The organism is Streptomyces cucumeris (genome assembly GCF_024295805.1).
Classification (GTDB): domain Bacteria; phylum Actinomycetota; class Actinomycetes; order Streptomycetales; family Streptomycetaceae; genus Streptomyces; species Streptomyces cucumeris.
Window position 1 is genome coordinate 1 of the sequence record NZ_JANCLX010000044.1, and the last position, 20,739, is coordinate 20,739.

23 protein-coding genes are annotated in these 20,739 nt (G+C 70.4%); 8 read left to right on the top strand and 15 right to left on the bottom strand.

The window, feature by feature from the left end; genetic code table 11:
- A partial coding sequence (locus NMK44_RS37440) for a hypothetical protein (protein ID WP_254751860.1) occupies positions 1–306 on the bottom strand: 306 nt, incomplete at its 3' end.
- 169 nt (positions 307–475) lie between these two features.
- Entirely contained in the window at positions 476–1,138 is a 663-nt protein-coding gene (locus tag NMK44_RS37445; protein ID WP_254751862.1) for a DNA-3-methyladenine glycosylase, read from the bottom strand.
- Positions 1,139–1,306: 168 nt separating this feature from the next.
- Here NMK44_RS37445 and NMK44_RS37450 point away from each other — a divergent pair, with 168 nt between their 5' ends.
- Positions 1,307–2,089, top strand: coding sequence for a sporulation protein (locus NMK44_RS37450; protein ID WP_254751864.1), 783 nt, complete (start codon positions 1,307–1,309; stop codon positions 2,087–2,089).
- A 100-nt stretch (positions 2,090–2,189) separates the two neighbouring features.
- Here NMK44_RS37450 and NMK44_RS37455 read toward each other — a convergent pair whose 3' ends face one another.
- On the bottom strand, positions 2,190–2,507 hold the full coding sequence (locus NMK44_RS37455) for a barstar family protein (RefSeq protein WP_254751866.1): 318 nt from the start codon (positions 2,505–2,507) through the stop codon (positions 2,190–2,192).
- A gap of 86 nt (positions 2,508–2,593) precedes the next feature.
- Here NMK44_RS37455 and NMK44_RS37460 point away from each other — a divergent pair, with 86 nt between their 5' ends.
- Positions 2,594–3,133: a YbhB/YbcL family Raf kinase inhibitor-like protein gene (locus NMK44_RS37460; protein ID WP_254751868.1), complete on the top strand. Its 540-nt coding sequence runs from the start codon at positions 2,594–2,596 to the stop codon at positions 3,131–3,133.
- Positions 3,134–3,236: 103 nt separating this feature from the next.
- Positions 3,237–3,740, top strand: a complete 504-nt coding sequence (locus NMK44_RS37465; RefSeq protein ID WP_254751870.1) for an HNH endonuclease — start codon at positions 3,237–3,239, stop codon at positions 3,738–3,740.
- 60 nt (positions 3,741–3,800) lie between these two features.
- On the opposite strand, the gene NMK44_RS37470 is transcribed toward NMK44_RS37465, so the two are convergent.
- The 3 genes from NMK44_RS37470 to NMK44_RS37480 form a co-directional block, all read right to left on the bottom strand.
- Complete coding sequence (locus NMK44_RS37470) at positions 3,801–4,760, bottom strand: SPFH domain-containing protein (protein WP_254751872.1); 960 nt, start codon at positions 4,758–4,760, stop codon at positions 3,801–3,803.
- 152 nt (positions 4,761–4,912) lie between these two features.
- Positions 4,913–5,338 (bottom strand): NfeD family protein, encoded by a 426-nt coding sequence (locus NMK44_RS37475; RefSeq protein WP_254751874.1) that lies wholly within the window; start codon positions 5,336–5,338, stop codon positions 4,913–4,915.
- An 82-nt stretch (positions 5,339–5,420) separates the two neighbouring features.
- Positions 5,421–6,212 carry an ABC transporter ATP-binding protein gene (locus NMK44_RS37480; protein ID WP_254751876.1) on the bottom strand — a complete coding sequence of 264 codons (792 nt, stop codon included), beginning with the start codon at positions 6,210–6,212 and terminating at the stop codon, positions 5,421–5,423.
- A gap of 109 nt (positions 6,213–6,321) precedes the next feature.
- Between NMK44_RS37480 and NMK44_RS37485 the strand changes: the two genes are divergently transcribed.
- The gene (locus NMK44_RS37485; RefSeq protein ID WP_254751878.1) at positions 6,322–7,125 is read left to right on the top strand and encodes an Rv1486c family protein; all 804 of its coding nucleotides are present in this window, start codon (positions 6,322–6,324) and stop codon (positions 7,123–7,125) included.
- A gap of 202 nt (positions 7,126–7,327) precedes the next feature.
- On the opposite strand, the gene NMK44_RS37490 is transcribed toward NMK44_RS37485, so the two are convergent.
- From NMK44_RS37490 to NMK44_RS37500, 3 genes are all read right to left on the bottom strand, one after another.
- Positions 7,328–7,570 carry a chaplin gene (locus tag NMK44_RS37490; protein ID WP_254751880.1) on the bottom strand — a complete coding sequence of 81 codons (243 nt, stop codon included), beginning with the start codon at positions 7,568–7,570 and terminating at the stop codon, positions 7,328–7,330.
- Between the two features lie 216 nt (positions 7,571–7,786).
- Positions 7,787–8,437 carry a response regulator gene (locus NMK44_RS37495; RefSeq protein WP_254751882.1) on the bottom strand — a complete coding sequence of 217 codons (651 nt, stop codon included), beginning with the start codon at positions 8,435–8,437 and terminating at the stop codon, positions 7,787–7,789.
- A complete protein-coding gene (locus tag NMK44_RS37500; RefSeq protein WP_254751884.1) occupies positions 8,430–9,587 on the bottom strand; it encodes a GAF domain-containing sensor histidine kinase in 1,158 nt (385 codons plus the stop codon). Before NMK44_RS37500 ends, NMK44_RS37495 begins: the two co-directional genes overlap by 8 nt.
- Positions 9,588–10,030: 443 nt before the next feature.
- Between NMK44_RS37500 and NMK44_RS37505 the strand changes: the two genes are divergently transcribed.
- Entirely contained in the window at positions 10,031–10,762 is a 732-nt protein-coding gene (locus tag NMK44_RS37505) for a transglycosylase SLT domain-containing protein (protein WP_254751886.1), read from the top strand.
- A gap of 169 nt (positions 10,763–10,931) precedes the next feature.
- Here the strand turns inward: NMK44_RS37505 and NMK44_RS37510 are convergent, their stop codons facing one another.
- Positions 10,932–13,619 carry an ABC transporter ATP-binding protein/permease gene (locus tag NMK44_RS37510; RefSeq protein WP_428849370.1) on the bottom strand — a complete coding sequence of 896 codons (2,688 nt, stop codon included), beginning with the start codon at positions 13,617–13,619 and terminating at the stop codon, positions 10,932–10,934.
- A 225-nt stretch (positions 13,620–13,844) separates the two neighbouring features.
- Here NMK44_RS37510 and NMK44_RS37515 point away from each other — a divergent pair, with 225 nt between their 5' ends.
- The gene (locus NMK44_RS37515; RefSeq protein ID WP_308358752.1) at positions 13,845–15,275 is read left to right on the top strand and encodes a streptophobe family protein; all 1,431 of its coding nucleotides are present in this window, start codon (positions 13,845–13,847) and stop codon (positions 15,273–15,275) included.
- A gap of 100 nt (positions 15,276–15,375) precedes the next feature.
- Positions 15,376–16,611, top strand: coding sequence for a phosphoserine phosphatase SerB (gene serB / locus NMK44_RS37520; protein ID WP_254751890.1), 1,236 nt, complete (start codon positions 15,376–15,378; stop codon positions 16,609–16,611).
- 134 nt (positions 16,612–16,745) lie between these two features.
- On the opposite strand, the gene NMK44_RS37525 is transcribed toward serB, so the two are convergent.
- The 4 genes from NMK44_RS37525 to NMK44_RS37540 form a co-directional block, all read right to left on the bottom strand.
- Positions 16,746–17,264 (bottom strand): SixA phosphatase family protein, encoded by a 519-nt coding sequence (locus NMK44_RS37525; RefSeq protein ID WP_254751892.1) that lies wholly within the window; start codon positions 17,262–17,264, stop codon positions 16,746–16,748.
- Positions 17,265–17,379: 115 nt separating this feature from the next.
- Positions 17,380–17,595, bottom strand: a complete 216-nt coding sequence (locus NMK44_RS37530; RefSeq protein ID WP_254751894.1) for a hypothetical protein — start codon at positions 17,593–17,595, stop codon at positions 17,380–17,382.
- A gap of 201 nt (positions 17,596–17,796) precedes the next feature.
- The gene (locus NMK44_RS37535) at positions 17,797–17,913 is read right to left on the bottom strand and encodes an SGM_5486 family transporter-associated protein (protein WP_254751896.1); all 117 of its coding nucleotides are present in this window, start codon (positions 17,911–17,913) and stop codon (positions 17,797–17,799) included.
- 101 nt (positions 17,914–18,014) lie between these two features.
- Positions 18,015–19,340 carry a CynX/NimT family MFS transporter gene (locus tag NMK44_RS37540; protein WP_254751898.1) on the bottom strand — a complete coding sequence of 442 codons (1,326 nt, stop codon included), beginning with the start codon at positions 19,338–19,340 and terminating at the stop codon, positions 18,015–18,017.
- A gap of 115 nt (positions 19,341–19,455) precedes the next feature.
- On the opposite strand from NMK44_RS37540, the gene NMK44_RS37545 reads away from it, so the two are divergent.
- Positions 19,456–20,133: a FadR/GntR family transcriptional regulator gene (locus tag NMK44_RS37545; protein ID WP_254751900.1), complete on the top strand. Its 678-nt coding sequence runs from the start codon at positions 19,456–19,458 to the stop codon at positions 20,131–20,133.
- 31 nt (positions 20,134–20,164) lie between these two features.
- On the opposite strand, the gene NMK44_RS37550 is transcribed toward NMK44_RS37545, so the two are convergent.
- Positions 20,165–20,482: a hypothetical protein gene (locus NMK44_RS37550; RefSeq protein WP_254751902.1), complete on the bottom strand. Its 318-nt coding sequence runs from the start codon at positions 20,480–20,482 to the stop codon at positions 20,165–20,167.
- Positions 20,483–20,739 lie beyond the last annotated feature (257 nt).

Genomic DNA, 20,739 nt, shown 5'->3' on the forward strand with positions numbered 1-20,739 from the left:
GCGTCCTCGCTGTGTGTGTTTCTTCAAAGGAACCTCGACCACATCGTGATGATGCGGACGGGGTATCAACATATCTGGCGTTGACTTTTGGCACGCTGTTGAGTTCTCAAGGAACGGACGCTTCCTTTGGAACCGTTTCACCGGCTCCTCCGGGCTTTTCCCTTCGGTCTTTCGTGTTCCCAACCTTACCAGATCCGTTTTCCGTTCCGTTTCCGGTCCGAATTCCGTTTCCGGCCCCCTGTTGGAGCGGGGTTTCGCGCCTTCCGGCGTGATCACTACTTTAGCGGATTCCCCTCCGATGTTCATAATCGGAGTCCCAGGGCATAATTTCGCGCAGCGAAAAGAGACCCTGTTATGGGAGTCATCTGTAGTGGTTGGCCGCTCCCGGACTGCTCTCATCCGACCCGATGGTCGTGGTGACAGCGCTGCCCGTCTCAAGCGGCTCGGGCTACGTTAGGCGTCCGCCGGTACGGAGTCAAGTTCCGACCTGACGGCTCGTCGGATTCCGGCGGCGGGGGGTGTGCGCCCGGTACGGGCTGACCGAGGGCTCGCCGTCGATCCAGAAGCGCCAGGGGTGGGTGGCACCCTCACCGCCGACCCCGGTCCGGGGTCCGCTCAGCACCTGTTCGGGGCGGGCGGGCCGGCCGGTGAGGATCTCCATCGGTCCGTCGGGACCAGCGCAGACATCGGAGCCGTCCAGCCGCCGGTCCACTCCCAGTGCGGTGGCCAGCCGGGCCGGGCCCTTGGCCAGCTCCTGATCGTTGCGGGCCTTCGGCCGTCGCTCATGGGCCCGCTCATGGCCGTGCAGCACCTCGGCCGCACGCAGCAGTACCCCGCTCGGGGTGCCCTCCGGGCCGCAGACCAGGTTCAGGCAGTGCCACATGCCGTAGGTGAAGTAGACGTACGCATGACCCGGCGGTCCGAACATCACGGCGTTCCGCTCGGTGCGGCCCCGGTAGGCGTGTGAGCCGGGGTCGGCGAGTCCCGCGTACGCCTCCACCTCGGTGAGCCGCACCTCGACCGGTCCGTCGGGGGTGCGCCGCACCAGGATCCGTCCGAGGAGGTCGGGCGCGACCTCGAGGACGGGCCGGTCGAAGAAGCCCCGGCTGAGCGGCGTACGGTCAGGTCCTGCAGTCACGCGGCCCGAGCGTAGTGGAACGGAGACCTCACGGTGGTTGGAGCCGGACCGGTCCGCTGCGAGGGTGGATCCGACGGAACCGCCGCTGGCTGTTTCGCGTTTCTAGGGTTCAACAGGGATCGAGTGCGATCGAGTGGGGACACGGTCAGTGTCCTTGAGAGGGAGAACATGGGCTTCAAGAAGCTGCTCGCGAGTCTGGGTGCCGGTGGCGCTTCGGTGGAGACGGTGCTGACCGAGGAGAACGTCGTTCCGGGTGGCGTCGTACAGGGCGAGGTCCGGATCCAGGGCGGCTCGGTCGCGCAGCAGATCGAGGGACTCTCCGTCGGGCTGCAGGCACGGGTCGAGGTCGAGGGCAACGACCAGGAGTACAAGCAGGACATCGAGTTCACCCGGCAGCAGCTGGGCGGGGCCTTCGAGGTCCAGGCGGGCGCCGTGCACGCGGTGCAGTTCGGCCTGGAGATCCCGTGGGAGACCCCGGTGACGACGTTCCTGGGCCGTCATCTGACCGGTATGAACGTGGGGGTGACCACCGAGCTCCAGATCGCGCGCGCGGTGGACTCCGGCGACCTGGACCCGGTCAATGTGCATCCGCTCCCGGCCCAGCAGGCCATCCTGGACGCCTTCGGCGCCCTCGGCTTCCGCTTCAAGAGCGCCGACCTGGAGCGCGGTCACATCCGCGGCACCCGTCAGCGGCTGCCGTTCTACCAGGAGATCGAGTTCTACGCGCCCGAGCAGTACCGGGGCCTGAACCAGGTGGAGCTGTCCTTCGTCGCGGACGACCGCGAGATGGACGTCGTGCTGGAGATGGACAAGAAGCCGGGGCTGTTCACCGAGGGCAGTGACTCCTTCCGCTCCTTCACGGTGAACCTGGCCTCCTTCCAGGAGACCGACTGGGCCGCCTACTTGAACCAGTGGCTCGCCGAGGTCGGCGGCAAGCGCAGCTGGTTCTGAGCCGCCCGGCCCTCCGCCGTTCCCGTACGGGGCGCGCACCGGATCCGTTCCGGTGCGCGCCCCGCGCGTTTCAGGGCGCGTCGGCTCAGGGCACGCCGGCTCAGAGGGCGTCGGCGCAGTGCACGGTCATCGGGGTACCGCGGGAGGCCCAGTACGCCACCGTGTCGGCCAGGATGTCGGAGGCGATGGCTGCGGTCTCGGGGGCCGCGTCGCGGAAGGCCGGCCAGCCCCGCACATGCAGCAAGTAGCCACCGGCCTCGCCCCACCACGACAGATCGGTGAGGCAGTCGGCGAGCGCGTCCCAGTTGTGCCCGAACCAGTCGGGGAACCGGAGGTCCTGTGCGCAGCGGGCGAGGAGGCCGTCCTTGTCGGACACGCCGTCGAGGTTCAGGGAGAGGGCGGGGGTCGGGCCGGTCATGGGCGCCATGGTGCCAGCACCGCGGGCATCGGTCTCGTTAGGCTGGCCGCGCAGCCGATCCAGCGCGACCTTCAGGAGGTTTCGACGTGTCCGAGCAGAAGCGGCGCCCGCTCCCCCATGACTTCCATCCGCAGGTGCCGTCGTTCACCGTGGTGAGTGATGATGTGGAGCCCCAGGGCACCTTGAAGCCCGCCCAGGTGGCGGCGGAGGGGAACACCTCGCCGCACCTTCGCTGGGAGGGGTTCCCGGAGGGGACCAAGAGCTTCGCGGTCACCTGCTTCGACCCGGATGCGCCCACGGGCAGCGGGTTCTGGCACTGGGTGCTCTTCGACATCCCGGCGAACGTCACCGAGCTGCCGGCCGGTGCGGGCAACGGTGACTTCCCCGGACTGCCCGCGGGCGCGGTGCACGTACGCAACGACTACGGCACCCGGGACTTCGGCGGGGCGGCCCCGCCGCCCGGGGACGGTTCGCACCGCTATGTGTTCACGGTCTACGCGGTGGACTCCGACAAGCTGGGCCCGGACGCCGGGGTGTCGCCCGCGGTGGTCGGCTTCAACCTGCGTTTCCACACGCTGGGACGTGCCCAGCTGATCGGTGAGTACGAGGTGCCTGCCGCGGGCTGACGCGGCGAAATTGCGTTGTCCTCGGCCGTGCTCCCGGCCAGAGTTGATCCCGGCCCGCCCGTGTCGCGGCGGGCCGGGACACCGGGATGCGGGGGTGGTCGGGATGCGAGAGACACTGGTTCTGAACGCGAGCTTCGAGCCGCTGGCGACGGTGACGCTGCGGCGTGCCGTGGTGCTGGTCCTCCAGGACAAGGCCGTGGTCGAACACGCCCATCCCGGGCTGCGGATCAGGGCCGCCGATGTCGATCTTCCGGTGCCCCGGGTGATCCGGCTCTGCCGGTACGTACGGGTGCCGTTCCGAAGACGGGCGCCGTGGTCGCGGCGGGGGGTGCTGGTCCGGGACCAGCACCGGTGCGCGTACTGCGGCCGCCGGGCCACCACCGTGGACCATGTGCTGCCGCGGTCGCGCGGGGGCGGGGACACCTGGCTGAACACGGTGGCCTCGTGCGCCGAGGACAACCACCGCAAGGCGGACCGGACTCCGGAGCAGGCGGGGATGCGGCTGCTCAAGGCCCCGTTCGAGCCCACGCCGTCCGATGCGCTGCTGCTGGCGCTGGGGGCGGCGGAGCGGGACGGGCTGCCGGAGTGGCTGGCGCTGCCCGCCTGAGGCTGCCCATAACGAGGGGCCGACTCATCGCCTTCGGCGGTGGGTTGGCCCCTCGGTGTGTCAGTCGATGGTGGGCTGCTCGCGGCGCGGGGCGGGCGTCTTGGCGCTGGGGGCGGGGGCGCCACCGCCGTTGCCACCGCCGGTCATCGGACCGAAGTTGCCGATGGCACCGCCGAGGCCCTTGAGGGCGTCGCCGATCTCGCTGGGCACGATCCAGAGCTTGTTGGCGTCGCCCTCGGCGATCTTCGGCAGCATCTGGAGGTACTGGTACGAGAGCAGCTTCTGGTCCGGGTCTCCGGCATGGATGGACTCGAAGACCGTACGGATCGCCTGGGCCTCACCCTCGGCGCGCAGTGCGGCGGCCTTGGCCTCACCCTCGGCACGGAGGATGGAGGACTGCTTCTCACCCTCGGCGCGCAGGATCTCGGACTGCCGGACACCTTCGGCCTGGAGGATGGCCGCGCGCTTGTCACGGTCGGCGCGCATCTGCTTCTCCATCGAGTCCTGGATGGAGGTCGGCGGCTCGATCGCCTTGAGCTCGACGCGGTTGACGCGGATGCCCCACTTGCCGGTGGCCTCGTCGAGGACGCCGCGCAGCGCCGCGTTGATCTCCTCGCGGGAGGTCAGGGTGCGCTCGAGGTCCATACCACCGATGATGTTCCGCAGGGTGGTGACGGTGAGCTGCTCGATCGCCTGGATGTAGCTGGCGACCTCATAGGTCGCGGCGCGGGCGTCGGTCACCTGGTAGTAGATGACGGTGTCGATGTTCACCACCAGGTTGTCCTGGGTGATCACCGGCTGCGGCGGGAACGGCACGACCTGTTCCCGCAGATCGACGCGGTTGCGGATGGAGTCGATGAACGGGACGACGATGTTGAGGCCCGCGTTGAGGGTGCGGGTGTAGCGTCCGAAGCGCTCGACGATGGCGGCACTGGCCTGCGGGATGACCTGGATCGTCTTGATCAGTGCGATGAAGACGAGCACCACCAGGATGATCAGGACGATGATGATCGGTTCCACAGCGGCTCCCCGTGCCCTTCATGCGTGACTCTGGTTGGTCGGGATGATCAGGTCTGGCGGTTCTCGAAGGTGGAGTCTGTCAGATCGGCGGTCGGGTCCGCAGCTCCACCAACTGACGCTCAGCCATTGGCCGGACGTGGTGCCTACGGCGTCTACATGACGACGGCCGTGGCACCGTCGATCTCCACCACATCGACCTGCTGGCCGGGCTCGTACGCCTGGTCGGGGTCGAGCGAGCGGGCCGACCAGATCTCACCGGCCAGCTTGATCCGGCCGTCGCCACCGGCGTCGACGCGCTCCAACACCACCGCCTGACGGCCCTTCAGCGCATCGATCCCGCTGCGCAGTCCGGGCTGCTGCCGGCGGCTGCGGACCGCCATCGGCCGTACTACGGCGATCAGCGCCACCGAGACCGCGCAGAAGACGACGACCTGGAGGACCAGACCACCGCCGAGCGCATCGGTGACGGCACCGGCGACCGCGCCGACGGCGACCATCCCGAACTCGGGCATCGCGGTCAGCACGAGCGGAATACCCAGACCTACGGCGGCGATCAGCCACCACACCCACGGATCCACGTGTTCATGGTAGTTGCCGGGGTGCGACGGGGACAGAGCACAGATCAATTGGCCGGGGCACACCCGGCGCAGGGGGCGGACATCAGGCCAGTGGCAGGCCCTGCGCGGTCCAGCGGCCGCCGTTGGTCTCCACGACCAGCGGGAGGCCGAAGCAGCGCGAGAGGTTGCGGGAGGTCAGCTCGGTCTCGACGGGTCCCGCGGTGAGCACCTTGCCCTGGCGGATCATCAGCACATGGGTGAAGCCCGGCGGGATCTCCTCGACATGGTGGGTCACCATGATCATGGAGGGGGCGTACGGGTCGCGCGCGAGGCGGCCGAGGCGGCGGACGAGGTCCTCGCGGCCACCGAGGTCCAGACCGGCTGCGGGTTCGTCGAGCAGCAGCAGTTCGGGGTCGGTCATCATGGCGCGGGCGATCAGGGTGCGCTTGCGCTCGCCCTCGGAGAGGGTGCCGAACTTCCGGTCGAGGTACTCGGTCATACCGAGGCGGTCCAGGAAGGCGCGGGCGCGGCTCTCGTCGATCGCATCGTAGTCCTCGTGCCAGTGGGCGGTCATCCCGTAGGCGGCGGTGAGGACGGTCTCCAGCACGGTCTGCTTGCGCGGCAGCTTCTCGGCCATGGCGATGCCCGCCATACCGACGCGCGGGCGCAGTTCGAAGACGTCGACGGAGCCGAGGCGGTCACCGAGGATCGTGGCGGTGCCCGAGCTCGGGAAGAGGTAGCTGGAGGCGAGGTTGAGGAGGGTGGTCTTCCCGGCGCCGTTGGGGCCGAGGATCACCCAGCGCTCCCCCTCTTTGATCGACCAGGAGACCTCGTCCACCAGAGCCCGACCGTCGCGGACCACGGATACGTCCACCAGCTCCAGAACATCGCTCATGAGCGCGTTGTCTCCCATTGCAGTCTCGAGTGTCGCGTGCGCCTGTGGACGCAGCCCCCAGGGAAAACCTACGCCACCCGTTGTCGGTACCAGTCCTTAGGCTGGTGCCATGCTCGATGAACCACGTTCAGGGCGCCTCGCGGCCTGGGGAAATGCCCTTCTTGCCGGACTTGTCTCCCCTGATGAGGCCGCACATCGGATCGCGGGTGAGGACGCGTCGCACAGAGTGGCCGGGCTCCCCGGCGAGTCCGATGGGGTCGGTCTCACACTGGCGCTGGGGCGGCTGCGGGCGCTGGGGGCCAAGGGACTGCGGGTGGCGCTGCCGAGATCCGGGCATCCGCTGGGGCTGAGCGGTCCCGCGGAGTTCAACGCGGAGGCGCTGGACGCGGGCGAGGCGGTGATCGCCACCGGAGTGGCGCTCGGTCTGGTGCCCGGGGTGGCCGCGGTGGGACCCGAGGGTGACCAGCACATCGAAGTGGTGTGGCGCTGCCGGCCGGTGCGGGATGCGCCGCCCGCGGACGTGCCGTCGCTGGGCGAGGCCGAGCGGGAGCTGGCCGAGGCGCTGCGGGAGGCCACCGAGGTGCTCTCCCGGCTGAACGTGGCGGGGTCGGGGCCGGTCGCCCAGGCGGCACTGGAGGCGTACCGGGCGCGGGCGGAGGGCGGGCGCGAGGTGCTGGCGCCGGGCTATCCGCCGCGGGCGATCCGGGTGCTGGAGCTGGCGCAGCGGGTGGGCGCGCTGATCGACATCGCGTACACGGCGGGCGGGGGCGCCCATGAGCACGGCGGGGCGGTGAGCGCGTCGGAGATGGCGGCGCGGGCCGAGGCGCTGCGGCCGGTGGAGCGCACCGCGCGGCGGGCGCAGGTGGCCGCGTACAACGCGTATGTGGAGGAGCGGGAGCGGGGCGGCTTCTGACCACCCGGGGCTCTCGGTGCCTACGGCTGCGCCGCGGTTGCGGGTCCGGTGCCCAGTCGGCACCGGAGGCGTAGCGGGCGCGGGCGGGCCCGCCCCCGGAGCGCGGGGGCACCCGAGAGCGGGGGCATACGGGACCGGCTCCGGAGGCGATACCTCCGGAGCCGGTCGGTGGTTCAGCACGCGGTGGTGCGGTGAACCATGGTCACTGGGCGACGCACGGGGTCGGCATGGCCATGTTCATACCGCCGATGACGGTGACGGTGTCACCGCAGACGTTCACCGGCACACGGACCGGCACCTGGACGTTGTTGCCCGAGACGACTCCGGGGGACATCACAGCTCCACCTTCGGCCTGGGGGGTGTCGGCGGAGGCGACACCCGCACCGGCCATGGCGAGACCGCCGGCAGCGATGGTGATGGCCGCGAGCTTCTTGATGTTCTTCACTGTGTAAAACCCTCCATAGCGTGTCACCGCGGTGGAACTCCGCAGTACGCCGTGGAGAACGCCGGCCCGCCGATCAAGTTGCGCTGTTCGGGTGACATACACCCGACGGTATGAATCCCGCACCAAACGACGGCATTCCTGTATCAGCGTCAGATCAGCCCAGCGGTGATCTGAATTCATAAGCCAATAGCTCGAGTTCGATCAGGGATGATCCGTTCAGGCTCCGATCCCATGCCGGACCGCCCAGAGCGCGGCTTGGGTCCGGTCGGCGAGGTCCAGTTTCATCAGGATGTTGGAGACATGCGTCTTGACGGTCTTCTCGGACAGCACGAGCGCCCGGGCGATCTCCCGGTTGGACCTGCCGTCGGCGATCAGCGCGAGCACCTCGCGCTCCCGCTCGGTGAGCGTGCCGCCGCGTCCCTGGCCGCCCCCGGAGTCCTCCTGGGAGAGCAGGGCGAGCGCCACCTCGGGCTGGAGGAGCACATGCCCGGCGTACACGGAGCGGATGGCGCCCGCGAGTGCCTCGGGGTCCACGTCCTTGTAGACGTAGCCCGCGGCGCCCGCGCGCAGGGCGGGTACGACGGTGCGCTTCTCGGTGAAGCTGGTGACGACCAGCACCCGGGCCGGGTTGTCGAGGTCGCGCAGGGTGCGCAGGGCCTGGATACCGTCGACGCCGGGCATTTTCACGTCCATGAGGACGACGTCGGGGCGCAGCTCCTCGGCGCGGGCGATCCCCTCCTCCCCGTCGGATGCTTCCCCCACCACATCGATGTCGTCCTGTACCTCGAGGAAGGTACGCAGGCCGCGCCGCACCACCTGGTGGTCATCGACGAGCAGCACCCGAATCGTGCGTTCCGGCTCAGCCACCGGGCACCTCCATCTCGATCACGGTGCCCATGCCGGGCGCCGAGTCCACGGTCATCGCCCCGCCGACACCACCGGCGCGGTCCCGCATCGACACCAGGCCGAGGTGGCGACCCGCGCGGCGGACGGCCGAGGGGTCGAATCCGCTGCCGTCGTCGGTGATCCGCAGCCGGGCGCCCTGGCCCTGCCGGATGAGCGAGACCCCGACGTGCCGGGCGTCGGCGTGGCGCAGCGCGTTGTGCAGGGCCTCCTGGGCCACCCGCAGCAGTGCCTCCTCCTGGGCCGCGGGGAGCGCCCGCATGCCCTGTGAGGAGAAGGTGACGCGGGCGGAGTGGGCGCGGTCCAGGACCTGTATCTGGGTACGGAGGGTGGCCACCAGGCCGTCCTCGTCGAGGGCGGCGGGGCGCAGCTCCACGACGGCGGCGCGCAGCTCGTCGGCGGCCTCGGCGGCGAGCAGGGTGATCTGGTGCAGCTCCTCCTTGGCGCGGACCGGATCCCGGTCGACCAGGGCGGTGGCGGCCTGGGCGGTCAGCCGGAGCGAGAAGAGCTTCTGGGAGACCGCGTCGTGCAGCTCGTGGGCGAGCCTGGCGCGCTCCCCGGCGATGGTCAGCTCACGGCTGCGCTCGTAGAGCCGGGCGTTGGTGAGGGCGATGGCGGCGTGCTGGGCCAGGATGCCGAGCAGCTCCTCGTCACTCTCGGTGAATCCGCAGCCGCCCTCCGGCTTGGGGCAGCGCTTGTTCGCGAGAAAGAGGGCCCCGAGAACTTCGTCCCCATCTGCAATGGGAAGTCCAATAAAATCCGACATGTCCGGATGTGCACCCGGCCAGCCCTCGAACCGCGGGTCCTGGCGCACATCGGCCAGTCGCTGGGGGGTGGCGTCCTTGAGCATCGCGGCGAGGATCCCGTGCTGACGCGGCAGCGGCCCGATGGCCTTCCACTGCTCATCGCTGACCCCATCTACTACGAACTGGGCAAAACCCCCATGGTCGTCCGGGACCCCCAGCGCGGAGTACTCCGCATCAAGCAGCTCACGGGCGGACACAACGATTGTCTTTAGGACATCCCGGACTTCCAGATGCCTGCTCATGGCGAGGAGCTCGCTGCTGACACGGGCCAGTCCGGCCCCCGCTCCCCCGCCCGGTCCATCGGTCATGGGCTCACCGTACCGGCGGCCCCGCGGGGTCCGTATCGGCCGGTCGGAGGCCATTGATTAAGACCTCAGCCCTAGGGCGAACGGCGCACAGCACACCGCCGGAGAGGCTGAAATACGGGCCGGAAAAGTGAACACCCACCGCATTTGCTCGGGCACACCGCGCCATATGAGAGGGTCCGCAATGTGAGCCCGGACACAGGACCTATATCACTTACGAACGAGGTTAGTGGATGTTTTAAAGCGGTGTGAGCGGGGACTACGCGTGCTCGCCCAGGCAGGGACGGTCTACGTATCCACTAAGGAGGATCGTACGTCACACCTTTGCCACAAGTTTTTGCGACCGCTAAGAATTTCCCAGTCGCGCGGCGCCGTAGATCGAGAAACGGCGCACCAGGCGCCGATTCGGCCTGCGACACAAGCGATTGGAAGAGGTCTACTCCGCCATGCCCCTCCCCAGCATCCCCGGTTACAACCGACTGACCAAGACGCACAAGTACTCCGCCGCCGGTATCGCCGCCGCGGGTGCCGCAGCGCTCGCCTTCACCGTTGTCCCCGGCGGTGACGCGGACGCTTCGACGACCGCCCAGGACGCCCCGGCCAAGACGGTCGCGTGGGACTCGCACGCGACCCAGCAGGACACCCTGAAGAAGCAGACCGACCTGGCCAGCAAGCAGGCCAAGGACGCCGCCGCCGAGAAGGCCGCCGCCGAGAAGAAGGCCGCCGAGGCTGCCGCCGCGAAGAAGGCCGCCGAGGCCAAGGCCGCCAAGGAGCGCGAGGCCAAGGAGGCCGCGAGCCGCTCCGCCGCGCGCGCCGTGCCGGTCGCAGAGGCCAAGGAAAAGAAGAAGAAGGAATACCCGAACAACCTCGACGGATGGATCCGCGAGTCCCTCGACATCATGAAGGAGAAGGGCATCCCCGGCTCCTACGAGGGCATCCACCGCAACATCATCCGTGAGTCCGGCGGCGACCCGCGCGCCATCAACAACTGGGACATCAACGCCATCAACGGCGTGCCCTCCAAGGGTCTGCTCCAGGTCATAGCCCCGACCTTCAAGGCCTACCACGTCGAGGGCACCTCCTGGGACCAGTACGACCCGGTCGCGAACATCACCGCCGCGTGCAACTACGCGGCCGACCGGTACGGCTCCATGGACAACGTCAACGGCCCGTACTGATCCGACGACGGTACGTACCGAGCCCGGCGTATGGCGCCTGACGCGTGACGCCCGGCGTGTGAACGCCGAAGGGCGGCGGCACCCTCTGTGTGCGAGGGGTGCCGCCGCCCTTCGGACATGTCCGGGCGCGGTCGCCGGGCGGCGCGGCCACTCGGGCCGCAACGCTCCGTTACTTGCGCATGACCTCCGGCTCATGGCGGCGCAGCAGCCGCGCGACCAGGAAGCCGCAGGCGATGCCGAGGATGATCAGCACGACCATGTCGATCCCCCACTGCGTGGTGGCGTGCTCCCACAGCGGGTCCAGGTCATCGGGCTTCTTGCCGTCCCAGGGAGCCATCATGTGACCGGAGCCGGGACCGAGGTCCAGGGTGGCGGCGGCCGCGCCGACGGCCCAGCGGGACGGCATCAGCCATGCGAACTGCTCGACACCCGGTGAACCGAAGATCTTGAACAGCACACCGGTGAAGACCACCTGCACGATGGCGAACATCACCAGCAGCGGCATGGTCTTCTCGGCCGTCTTCACCAGCGCGGAGATGACCAGGCCGAACATCATCGAGGTGAAGCCGATCGCGATCACGGCCAGGCAGATCTCGGCGGCCGGCGGCATCAGCAGCCCCTCGCTGGGCATCTTGCGCGTCGACAGACCGATGGCACAGATGATGACGCCCTGCAGGGCGGTGATCACGCCGAGCACGATCACCTTGGACATCAGATACGCGGAGCGGGAGAGGCCGACGGCCCGTTCCCGTTCGTAGATGACCCGTTCCTTGATGAGTTCTCGTACGGAGTTGGCCGCTCCGGTGAAGCACATGCCGACCACGAGAATCAGCAGAATCGTGCCGGCGGCCTGGTTGAACGAGCCCTTCGGCGCGAATTGCAGGCCGAACTTCGCGGGAATGACGACGCTCACCGAGCCCAGCACCGCGGGCAGGATCACCATCAGTCCCATGAAGCCCTTGTCGGAGCCGATCACCGACAGATATCGGCGGATCAGCGTCCACAGCTGGGAACCCCAGCTCTGCGGTTTCTGCACCCGCCCCGGCGGCCGCTGGACGTGGACCGACTGCGGGGCGACCGAGTCCAGGTCGGCGGCGTACATCTGGTAGTGCTGCGAACCGCGCCAGCGGCCCGCCCAGTCGTAGTCGCGGTAGTTCTCGAACGCGGAGAACACATCCGCCCAGGTGTCGTAGCCGAAGAAGTTGAGCGCCTCGTCCGGCGGGCCGAAGTAGGCGACCGCACCGCCGGGCGCCATCACCAGGAGCTTGTCGCACAGCGCCAGCTCGGCCACCGAGTGGGTGACCACCAGCACGGTGCGGCCGTCGTCGGCCAGACCACGCAGCAGCTGCATCACATCGCGGTCCATGCCCGGGTCCAGACCCGAGGTGGGCTCGTCCAGGAAGATCAGCGACGGCTTGGTGAGCAGCTCCAGCGCGACCGATACGCGCTTGCGCTGACCGCCGGAGAGCGAGGTGACCTTCTTCTCCCGGTGGATGTCCAGCTTCAGCTCGCGCAGCACCTCGTCGATCCGGGCCTCGCGCTCGGCCTCCGCGGTGTCACCGGGGAACCGCAGCTTGGCCGCGTACCGCAGGGCCTTCTGGACGGTCAGCTCCTTGTGCAGGATGTCGTCCTGCGGCACCAGACCGATGCGCTGACGCAGCTCGGCGAACTGCTTGTAGAGGTTCCGGTTGTCGTAGAGGACATCGCCCTGGTTGGCGGGGCGGTAGCCGGTGAGCGCCTTGAGCAGCGTGGACTTACCGGAGCCGGACGGGCCGATGACCGCGACGAGCGACTTCTCGGGAACGCTGAAGGAGACGTCCTTCAGGATCTGCTTGCCGCCGTCGACGGTGACCGTCAGATGGCGGGCCGAGAAGGAGACCTCACCGGTGTCGACGAACTCCTCGAGGCGATCGCCGACCAGCCGGAAGGTGGAGTGGCCGACGCCGACGGTGTCGGCCGGGCCGATGATCTGCTGCCGGACCGGCTGGCCGTTGACGTACGTACCGTTGTGGCTGCCGAGGTCGCGTATCTCGAAGCGGCCGTCGGGCAAAGCCCGGAACTCCGCGTGGTTGCGGGAGACCTGGAGGTCGGAGACGACCAGCTCGTTCTCCAGCGCACGACCGATGCGCATCACCCGGCCTACGGCCACCTGGTGGAAGGTGGTCGGGCTGCGGTCGCCCTGGGCGGGCACCGGACCGGCGGAGCCGGAGGCGGGCACCTGCTGCGGCGGAACCTGCTGGTGCGGGGCCTGCGGCTGGGCCTGCTGGTGCGGGGCCTGCTGCTGCGGGATGAAGGGCTGCTGCGGCGGTGTCTGCGGCTGCTGCCAGCCCTGGGGCGGCTGCTGGCCGCCCTGCTGCGGCCAGCCGGGGCCGGGCTGCTGCGGCTGCTGCGGCGCCTGCGGCTGCTGCTGAGCCGGGGGCTGCTGCGGCTGCTGGGCCGGAGGCCGCGGGGCCTGCTGGGGCACGCCCATCGCGCCCTGCTGACCGCCCGCCCCCTGACCACCGGCCTGCTGGCCGTAAGCACCCGGCCCGCCCGCCGGTGCGGCGCCCGCTCCGGCGCCCGAGATGCTCAGCCGCGGGCCGTCGGTCGCATTGCCCAGGTGGACGGCCGAACCGGGGCCGATTTCCATCTGCTGGACACGCTGGCCCTGCACATAGGTGCCGTTGGTACTGCCCTGGTCCTCAATGACCCAACTACGCCCACCCCACCGCACGGTGGCATGCCGCCAGGAGACTCTCGCGTCGTCCAGCACCATGTCGCCCTGCGGGTCACGCCCCAGGCTGTATGACCTGGACGGGTCAAGCGTCCAGGTCTGTCCGTTCAATTCCAGTACGAGTTCCGGCACTCCATGCCCCACTAGTTGTCCCCCGAGGTACCCCCTGCGCTAGAGGGAGTCTAGGGATGGCGAACATCGTGAGGAACTATTTCAGGCTCAGTCCCTTAACCGGAAGTCGGGTTTTGACAAGACCGCGTCCCGGACACCGCCGACTCATCCGAAAGGCCCCCGGAAAGTGGTAGGCGCTGACGGATAGTGCAGATCATGGGTTATCCGGGCAACTCGCATCGCTGAGGAGTCGAGGGCATGAGCGCGAGCGACCGCCGCCGCATGCCCTGGGGGCATGCGCTGCTCACCGCCGTCGCGGCGGTGAGCTGGGCCTTTCTGGCAATGGCGGGGATCGCGGCGCTCGGTCTGCATCTGATCGGGGCCGACCGAGCCGGGGCGCTCGGTCCCATGACCGCCGCGGCGATGGTGCTCGCGCTCGGCGGCACGGTGAGTCCGTCCGGGGATATCGAGACGTTCGGACTGAAAGGCGCCGAAGCCCATAGCGCCATCGATATCGCGCCACTTGGGGTGAGCCTGGTCGGAGCGTTGCTGCTGGGATGGGTGTTTCTGCGTTCGCTGCGCACCGCGAGGGCGACCGTACCGGGGGCCGAACTGGCCCTGCGGGCGGGCCTGGTGGTCATCGTCTTCCTGCTGCTGCTCACCGGGCTCACCTGGGTGGGCAACGATACGATCACGATCGACGGCGCGGAGCTCGGTCTGGACGAACTCGGCCGCCGCGCGGAGCGGGAGCTGCTGGACCGGCTCCCCGACGAGCTGGGCGATCTCGGGGAGATCGGCGCCGGACTGCTGCCGGACCGGATCAGCGGACTCGTCGACGCCAAGGCGTCCGTCGGCTTCACGGTGGAGGCCGGGCGCTCGCTGCTGGGCGGTGCCGTGTGGATCGTGGCCGTACTGCTGCTCGCGCTGCTCGTCTCGCGCCGTACACCGCTTCCGCCGGGCGCGGAGACGCTGCACCGTACGGTCCGGCCCGCGATGTCCGCGCTGTGCGCGGTGCTGGTGCTCGCGGTGGTGGCCGGGCTCGCGGCGTCGGTCTACGCCGCCGTCCGTGACGACCACCCCCGGCTGGTGCTCGGCACGGCGCTGCTCACCGCCCCCAACGGGGTGTGGCTGGGCACCGCGCTGGGACTGTTCGTGCCCTGGCACGGCAGGGTGACCGGTGCGCTGGTGCGGGTGCTGCCCGATCCCTTCGGCGAACTGCTCACCGGACGCGGCGATGAGCCGATCACGGTGGGGCGGCTGGCCGAACTGGACGGTGAGGTGTGGCTGCTGGTGGTCGCGAGCGTGCTGATGATGCTGGTGGCCGGGGTGCTGACGGCGGTCCGCACCCCCGCCGGGGGCACCGGGCACCGGACGCCCGGCGCGGCGGCGGGGAGCTGCGCCCTGTGGCTCGGACTGGTGACCGCCCCGGTGCTGGCGCTGCTGGTCTGGCTGACCAGGGTGTCGGCGGGCGCGAGCCTGTCGGTGTTCGGCTTCGACGCCTTCGGCGCCGGGCTGGAACTGCACGGCAGCGTGCCGTTCGCCCTGCTCCTGGGAGCGGCCTGGGGCGCGGTCTCAGGTGCCGTCGGCGCCCTGATCGCCCGCGCCACGGGCGCGGCGGGCCGCTGGGCGACACCGCCGGCCCGGAGCGCGGCGGGGGCGGAGCCGGGGCCCGGGGCGACATCGGGGTGACGCCGGGGCGGCCGGGGTGTGAACGTCGGCCGCCAGGCGGCTGTCCAGCACTCGGGCTGCCGCGCGCGCCCCACCGGCGGCCGGATACGGTGGGAAGACCATGAGCACACCGCAGATGCCACCTGCCGCCGCCGTTCCGGGCGACGATGTCCCCACGCTCCTCGTCAAGATCTTCGGCAAGGACCGCCCCGGTATCACCGCCGGGCTCTGCGACACCCTCGCCGCCTACGACGTGGACATAGTCGATATAGAGCAGGTCGTCACCCGGGGCCGCATCGTGCTGTGTGTCCTGGTCACCGCCCCGACGGCCGGTGACGGCACCGAGGGGGACCTGCGGGCCACCGTGCACAGCTGGGCCGAGTCCATGCGCATGCAGGCGGAGATCATCTCCGGCCGCGGTGACAACCGGCCGCGTGGCACCGGACGGTCGCATGTCACCGTGCTGGGCCATCCGCTGACCGCCGAGGCCGCCGCCGCCGTCGCCTCCCGGATCACCGGGACCGGCGGCAACATCGACCGGATCTTCCGGCTGGCCAAGTACCCGGTGACCGCCGTGGAGTTCGAGGTCTCCGGCGCCGAGACGGAGCCGCTGCGCACCGCGCTGGCCACCGAGGCCGCGGACATCGGGATCGATGTGGCGGTCGTGGCGTCGGGGCTCCAGCGCCGGGCGCAGCGGCTGGTGGTCATGGATGTGGACTCGACCCTGATCCAGGACGAGGTGATCGAGCTCTTCGCGGCGCACGCGGGGTGCGAGGCCGAGGTCGCCGAGGTCACGGCCCGTGCGATGCGCGGTGAGCTGGACTTCGAGCAGTCGCTGCACGCGCGCGTGGCGTTGCTGGAGGGCATCGACGAGTCCGTGGTGGACAAGGTGCGCGCGGAGGTCCGGCTGACGCCCGGCGCCCGTACGCTGATCCGCACCCTGAAGCGGCTCGGTTACCAGGTGGGCGTGGTCTCCGGCGGGTTCACCCAGGTCACCGACGACCTCAAGGAGCGGCTGGGGCTGGATTTCGCCTCCGCCAACACCCTGGAGGTCGTCGACGGCAAGCTGACCGGCCGGGTGATCGGCGAGGTGGTGGACCGGGCGGGCAAGGCGCGGCTGCTGCGGCGCTTCGCGGCCGAGGCCGGGGTGCCGCTGGTGCAGACCGTGGCGATCGGCGACGGCGCCAACGACCTGGACATGCTGAACGCGGCCGGGCTCGGGGTGGCCTTCAATGCCAAGCCGGTGGTGCGGGAAGCCGCGCACACGGCGGTGAACGTGCCGTTCCTGGACACCGTGCTGTATCTGCTGGGCGTGACCCGCGAAGAGGTCGAGGCTGCCGACGCCCACGTGGACTGACCGGCCGCGAGGCGGCCCGGAAAGAGGCGGGCCCGGAAAGGTTTCGGCCCCCGCCCCGTCCTCCGACGGCGGGGCGGGGGCCGGTGGTGGCTCACACGCGGGGGTGGCTCACTGGTGGCCGACTCGGTGGTGGCTCACTCGTGCGGCGCCCAGAAGGTGGTGAGGCGGCCGACGCCGTGCTCGACGGACTTCCAGGAGCCGCTGAAGGTCACCACCGCGAATCCGGAGGTGGGGAAGCCGGAGCGGGACATCCGCTCCCGGGTGCCCTCCTCGGCCTCGCCCGCGAGGGCGTCGGCGAGGGCGTGCATCCCGGGGTTGTGGCCGACGACCAGCAGATCGGTGACGTCGTCCGAGGTCTCGTTGAGCACCGCGAGCAGCTCACCGAGCGAGGCGTCGTACAGACGGTCCTCGTAGACGGTCTTGGGGCGCTGGGGAAGCTCATGGACGACCAGCTTCCAGGTCTCGCGGGTGCGTACGGCCGTGGAGCACAGGGTGAGTTCGGGGGTGAGTCCGGCTTCGGCGAGCCGTCGCCCGGCGATCGGGGCGTCCTTGCGACCGCGCTCTGCGAGCGGCCGGTCATGGTCTGCCACCTGGGGCCAATCGGCCTTGGCGTGTCGGAGAAGCACAATCCTGCGGGGCACATCGACGCTCATGCGTCCCAGCTTCGCATGAAACGGTGGTCCAGGCGCAGGGTGCGGGAACGACCTGATCAAAGGTGAGCAACCACGGGCCGGTGGCGGGCGCGGAAGATCGCCACGGCTCCGGCGATCATCCCGCGTCGTGCAGGACGACCTGCCGCACCAGCCCCAGGACCTGCGAGACCGCGCCCGGGTCGGCGGCCGCGTGGGCGTCGGTGGGCCCGGTGAGCAGAAGCAGCAGCGCGGCGAAGGCGATGGCGGGCAGCGCGATGGCCCACCACGGCAGCCGTATCTCCACGCCGCTGTGCACCGGGGGGACGGGCCGGGTGTGGCTGCGGGCGGGCATGGGGATCGCCTCCGGAACAGCGGATCGGGGAGCGGTGCATCGGATGCTCCGACCCTACGGAGCGGGCACGGTCGCTCCCATCCGGTGATCCACCCACTTACCCCTGACCCTGGCCCCCTAGGGGATGGTGGTGCTAGCCCCACCCACCCCGGCGCTCCGGGCGTCGCCGCACGGGTCCCTCGTGACCCAAAGGCCCTTCCGTCAGGGCGAGACGAGGGTGGCGACCACACCGATGACCACGGTGATACCGAGCATCACGCCGAGGATGATCAGCAGCTTCTTCTGGCCGTCCGGGGGGTTCTCATCGAGCACAGGCATGCTCCGAGTGTCCCACCCCCGGTCCGGGGCCCCGGACCGGGGGCACCGGCCGGACCCCGACCACCGGTCGGCCGGTCGGGGCTCGTGTGCGACGGCGCGGGTCAGACCTCGTCCTCGAGGGTGCGGTTGCGCCCGGCCAGCACCCCCGCCACGATCTGCGGCACCATCAGCGCGGCCATCAGCGCGATCGGCAGTCCCCAGCCGCCGCTGTGCTGGTAGAGCACACCGACCAGCAGGGGGCCCGGTATGGACAGCAGATAGCCGGTGCTCTGGGCGAAGGCGGACAGCCGGACCACACCCGCACTGGTCCGCGCCCGCATTCCGATCATGGTGAGCGCCAGCGGGAAGGCGCAGTTGGCGACGCCCAGCAGCAGGGCCCAGGCCCAGGCGCCCTCGGCCGGGGCCAGATAGAGCCCGGTGTAGCCGCTGAGCCCGAAGACCCCGAGGATCACGGCCAGTACGCCCTGGTGGCGCAGCCGGGCGGCGATGGGCGGCAGGACGAACGACAGCGGCACCCCCATGGCCATGATCACGGCCAGCAGCACCCCGGCGGTGGAGGCCGAGACGCCCGCGTCCCGGAAGATCTGCGGCATCCAGCCCATGGTGATGTACGCGGCGGTGGCCTGGAGGCCGAAGAAGACGGCCATCGCCCAGGCGATGGGGCTGCGGGTGATGGGCCGCTGCCGTCCGCCCGCCCCGGCCCCCTCCGCCGGTGACGGCTGGGATGTGGCGGAGCCCGCCGTCGTATCCCCGGCGCCCCGCGTCTCCCCCGCGTCCTTCCCGCGGTCACGGGCGAGGAACAGCCAGGGCACCAGCGCGATCGCGGCGAGCAGCGCCCACACCCCGAGTCCGGTCCGCCAACTGACGTCCAGCGCGGTGGTCATGGGAACGGTGGCCGCCGCGGCGGCCGCGGTGCCGAGCGAGAGGCCCATGGAGTACAGACCGGTCATCGCGCCCACCCGGTCGGGGAACCAGCGCTTGACGATCACGGGCATCAGGACGTTGCTGACCGCGATGCCCGCCAGTGCGAGCGCGCTGGCGCCCAGGAAGGCCGGGGTGCCGCCCGCGAAGGGGCGCAGCGCCAGGCCCGTGGTGATCGCGGCGAGTCCGGCGCAGACGACGGCGCCGGGCCCCCAGCGGCGGGCCAGCCGGGGTGCGGTGAGCCCGAAGAGCGCGAAGCAGACGGCGGGCACCGAGGTGAGGAACCCGGCGACGGTACCGCTCATACCGAGGTCGTCACGGACTTCCTCGAGCAGCGGGCCGAGGCTGGTGACGGCGGGCCGGAGGTTGAGGGCGGCGAGCAGCAGTCCGACGACCAGGAGACGTCCGCGCCAGGGAGAGCCGGTGGCGCGGGCTACGGGCTCCGGGATGGTGCGGGAGGCAGCCGGAGGGCTGTCGAGAGTGGTGAGGTCGTCGCGTGCTGGCATGTGGCCCATCATAGAATGATGGGATGAATACCTGTCCAGTTGATGATGACCACCCCGTGACGGCAGGGCGGCATCATGGAAGTGCCCGCTTCCCCGCCCCAGGCACAGGAGAGTCATGCCGCTGACCTCGCCCCAGCGCTCCGTTCTCGCCGATCAGGTGATCGCCCAGCTGCGTGCCCAGATCACCTCGGGCGAATGGCCGGTCGGCTCGCGGATCCCCACCGAGCCCGAGCTGGTCGAGCAGCTCGGCGTGGCCCGCAACACCGTGCGCGAGGCGGTGCGCGCGCTGGCCCACAACGGTCTGCTGGACATCCGGCAGGGCTCGGGCACCTATGTCCTGGCCACCAGTGAGCTGGCCGGGGTGATGCACCGCCGGTTCGCCGCCGCCGATCCGCAGCACGTGGCCGAGCTGCGCAGCGCCCTGGAGACGAAGGCGGCGCGGCTGGCCGCCGAGCGCCGCACCGCGCAGGACATGAAGGGGCTGGACGCCCAGCTCGACCGGCGGGAGCGGGCCTGGGAGTCGGGCGATCTGGAGGCGTTCGTCGAGGCGGACGCGACCCTGCACATGGCGGTGGTGGCCGCCTCCCACAACCCCGTCCTGGCCGAGCTGTACGCGGACCTGGGTGCGGTGGTGCGGGACTTCCTGCGGGCGGACGTGGACGGGGCGATGCGGCCGGAGCTGCATGTGGACCATGCGCGGCTGGTGGAGGCGATCCGGGAGCGGGACGCCGAGCGGGCGGCGGCCGAGGCGAGCACGCATCCGTTCGGCTGCCGTCAGCTCACCGGCGGCTGACCCGCCCGCCGCACCCTTCCGCAGCCCACCGTCAGCGGTGGCTCACCCACGCCTTGCGGATCTCCTTCCAGCACCGCTCGGCGAGCCGTACGTGCTGGGCCGGGCCGACCTCGACCGGGCGGGCGTCCATGTCCGGATCCCACCAGCGGGCGCATTCGACGTGCAGTTGCACCCGGTCCGCGCGCGGATTGGGGTTGTAGCAGCTCGCCGTGGCGTGCGAACCGCTCACCCAGGTGCTGCACGCGGCGGTACGGGGGCGTTCCCGGGCGGCGGAGCGGGAGGCGACGACGGTGGATCCGGCCAGTGCGACGATCAGGACTGCGGCGGCGACGCGCCTGGTCGTACGCATGGCGGGACCTCCTCGGCCGTGCTGTCGCTCCGGGAGTCGGTTCGTCGTACGTCGTCGTCCTCGTGCGTTCGTCCTCGCACGTTCGTCCTCGCACGTCCTCGTACGTAATCCACCGTGCGCGGAACACCACCCGGACGCCCGTCCGGCGCGCCCGTTCGGGCTAACGCCGCTCACGCCCCGGTACGCCGGACGGCCGCCGCCCCCGCCACCCCCCCCGGGGGGGCGGCGGGGCGGCCGGCGGCATACCCTGCCGGGGG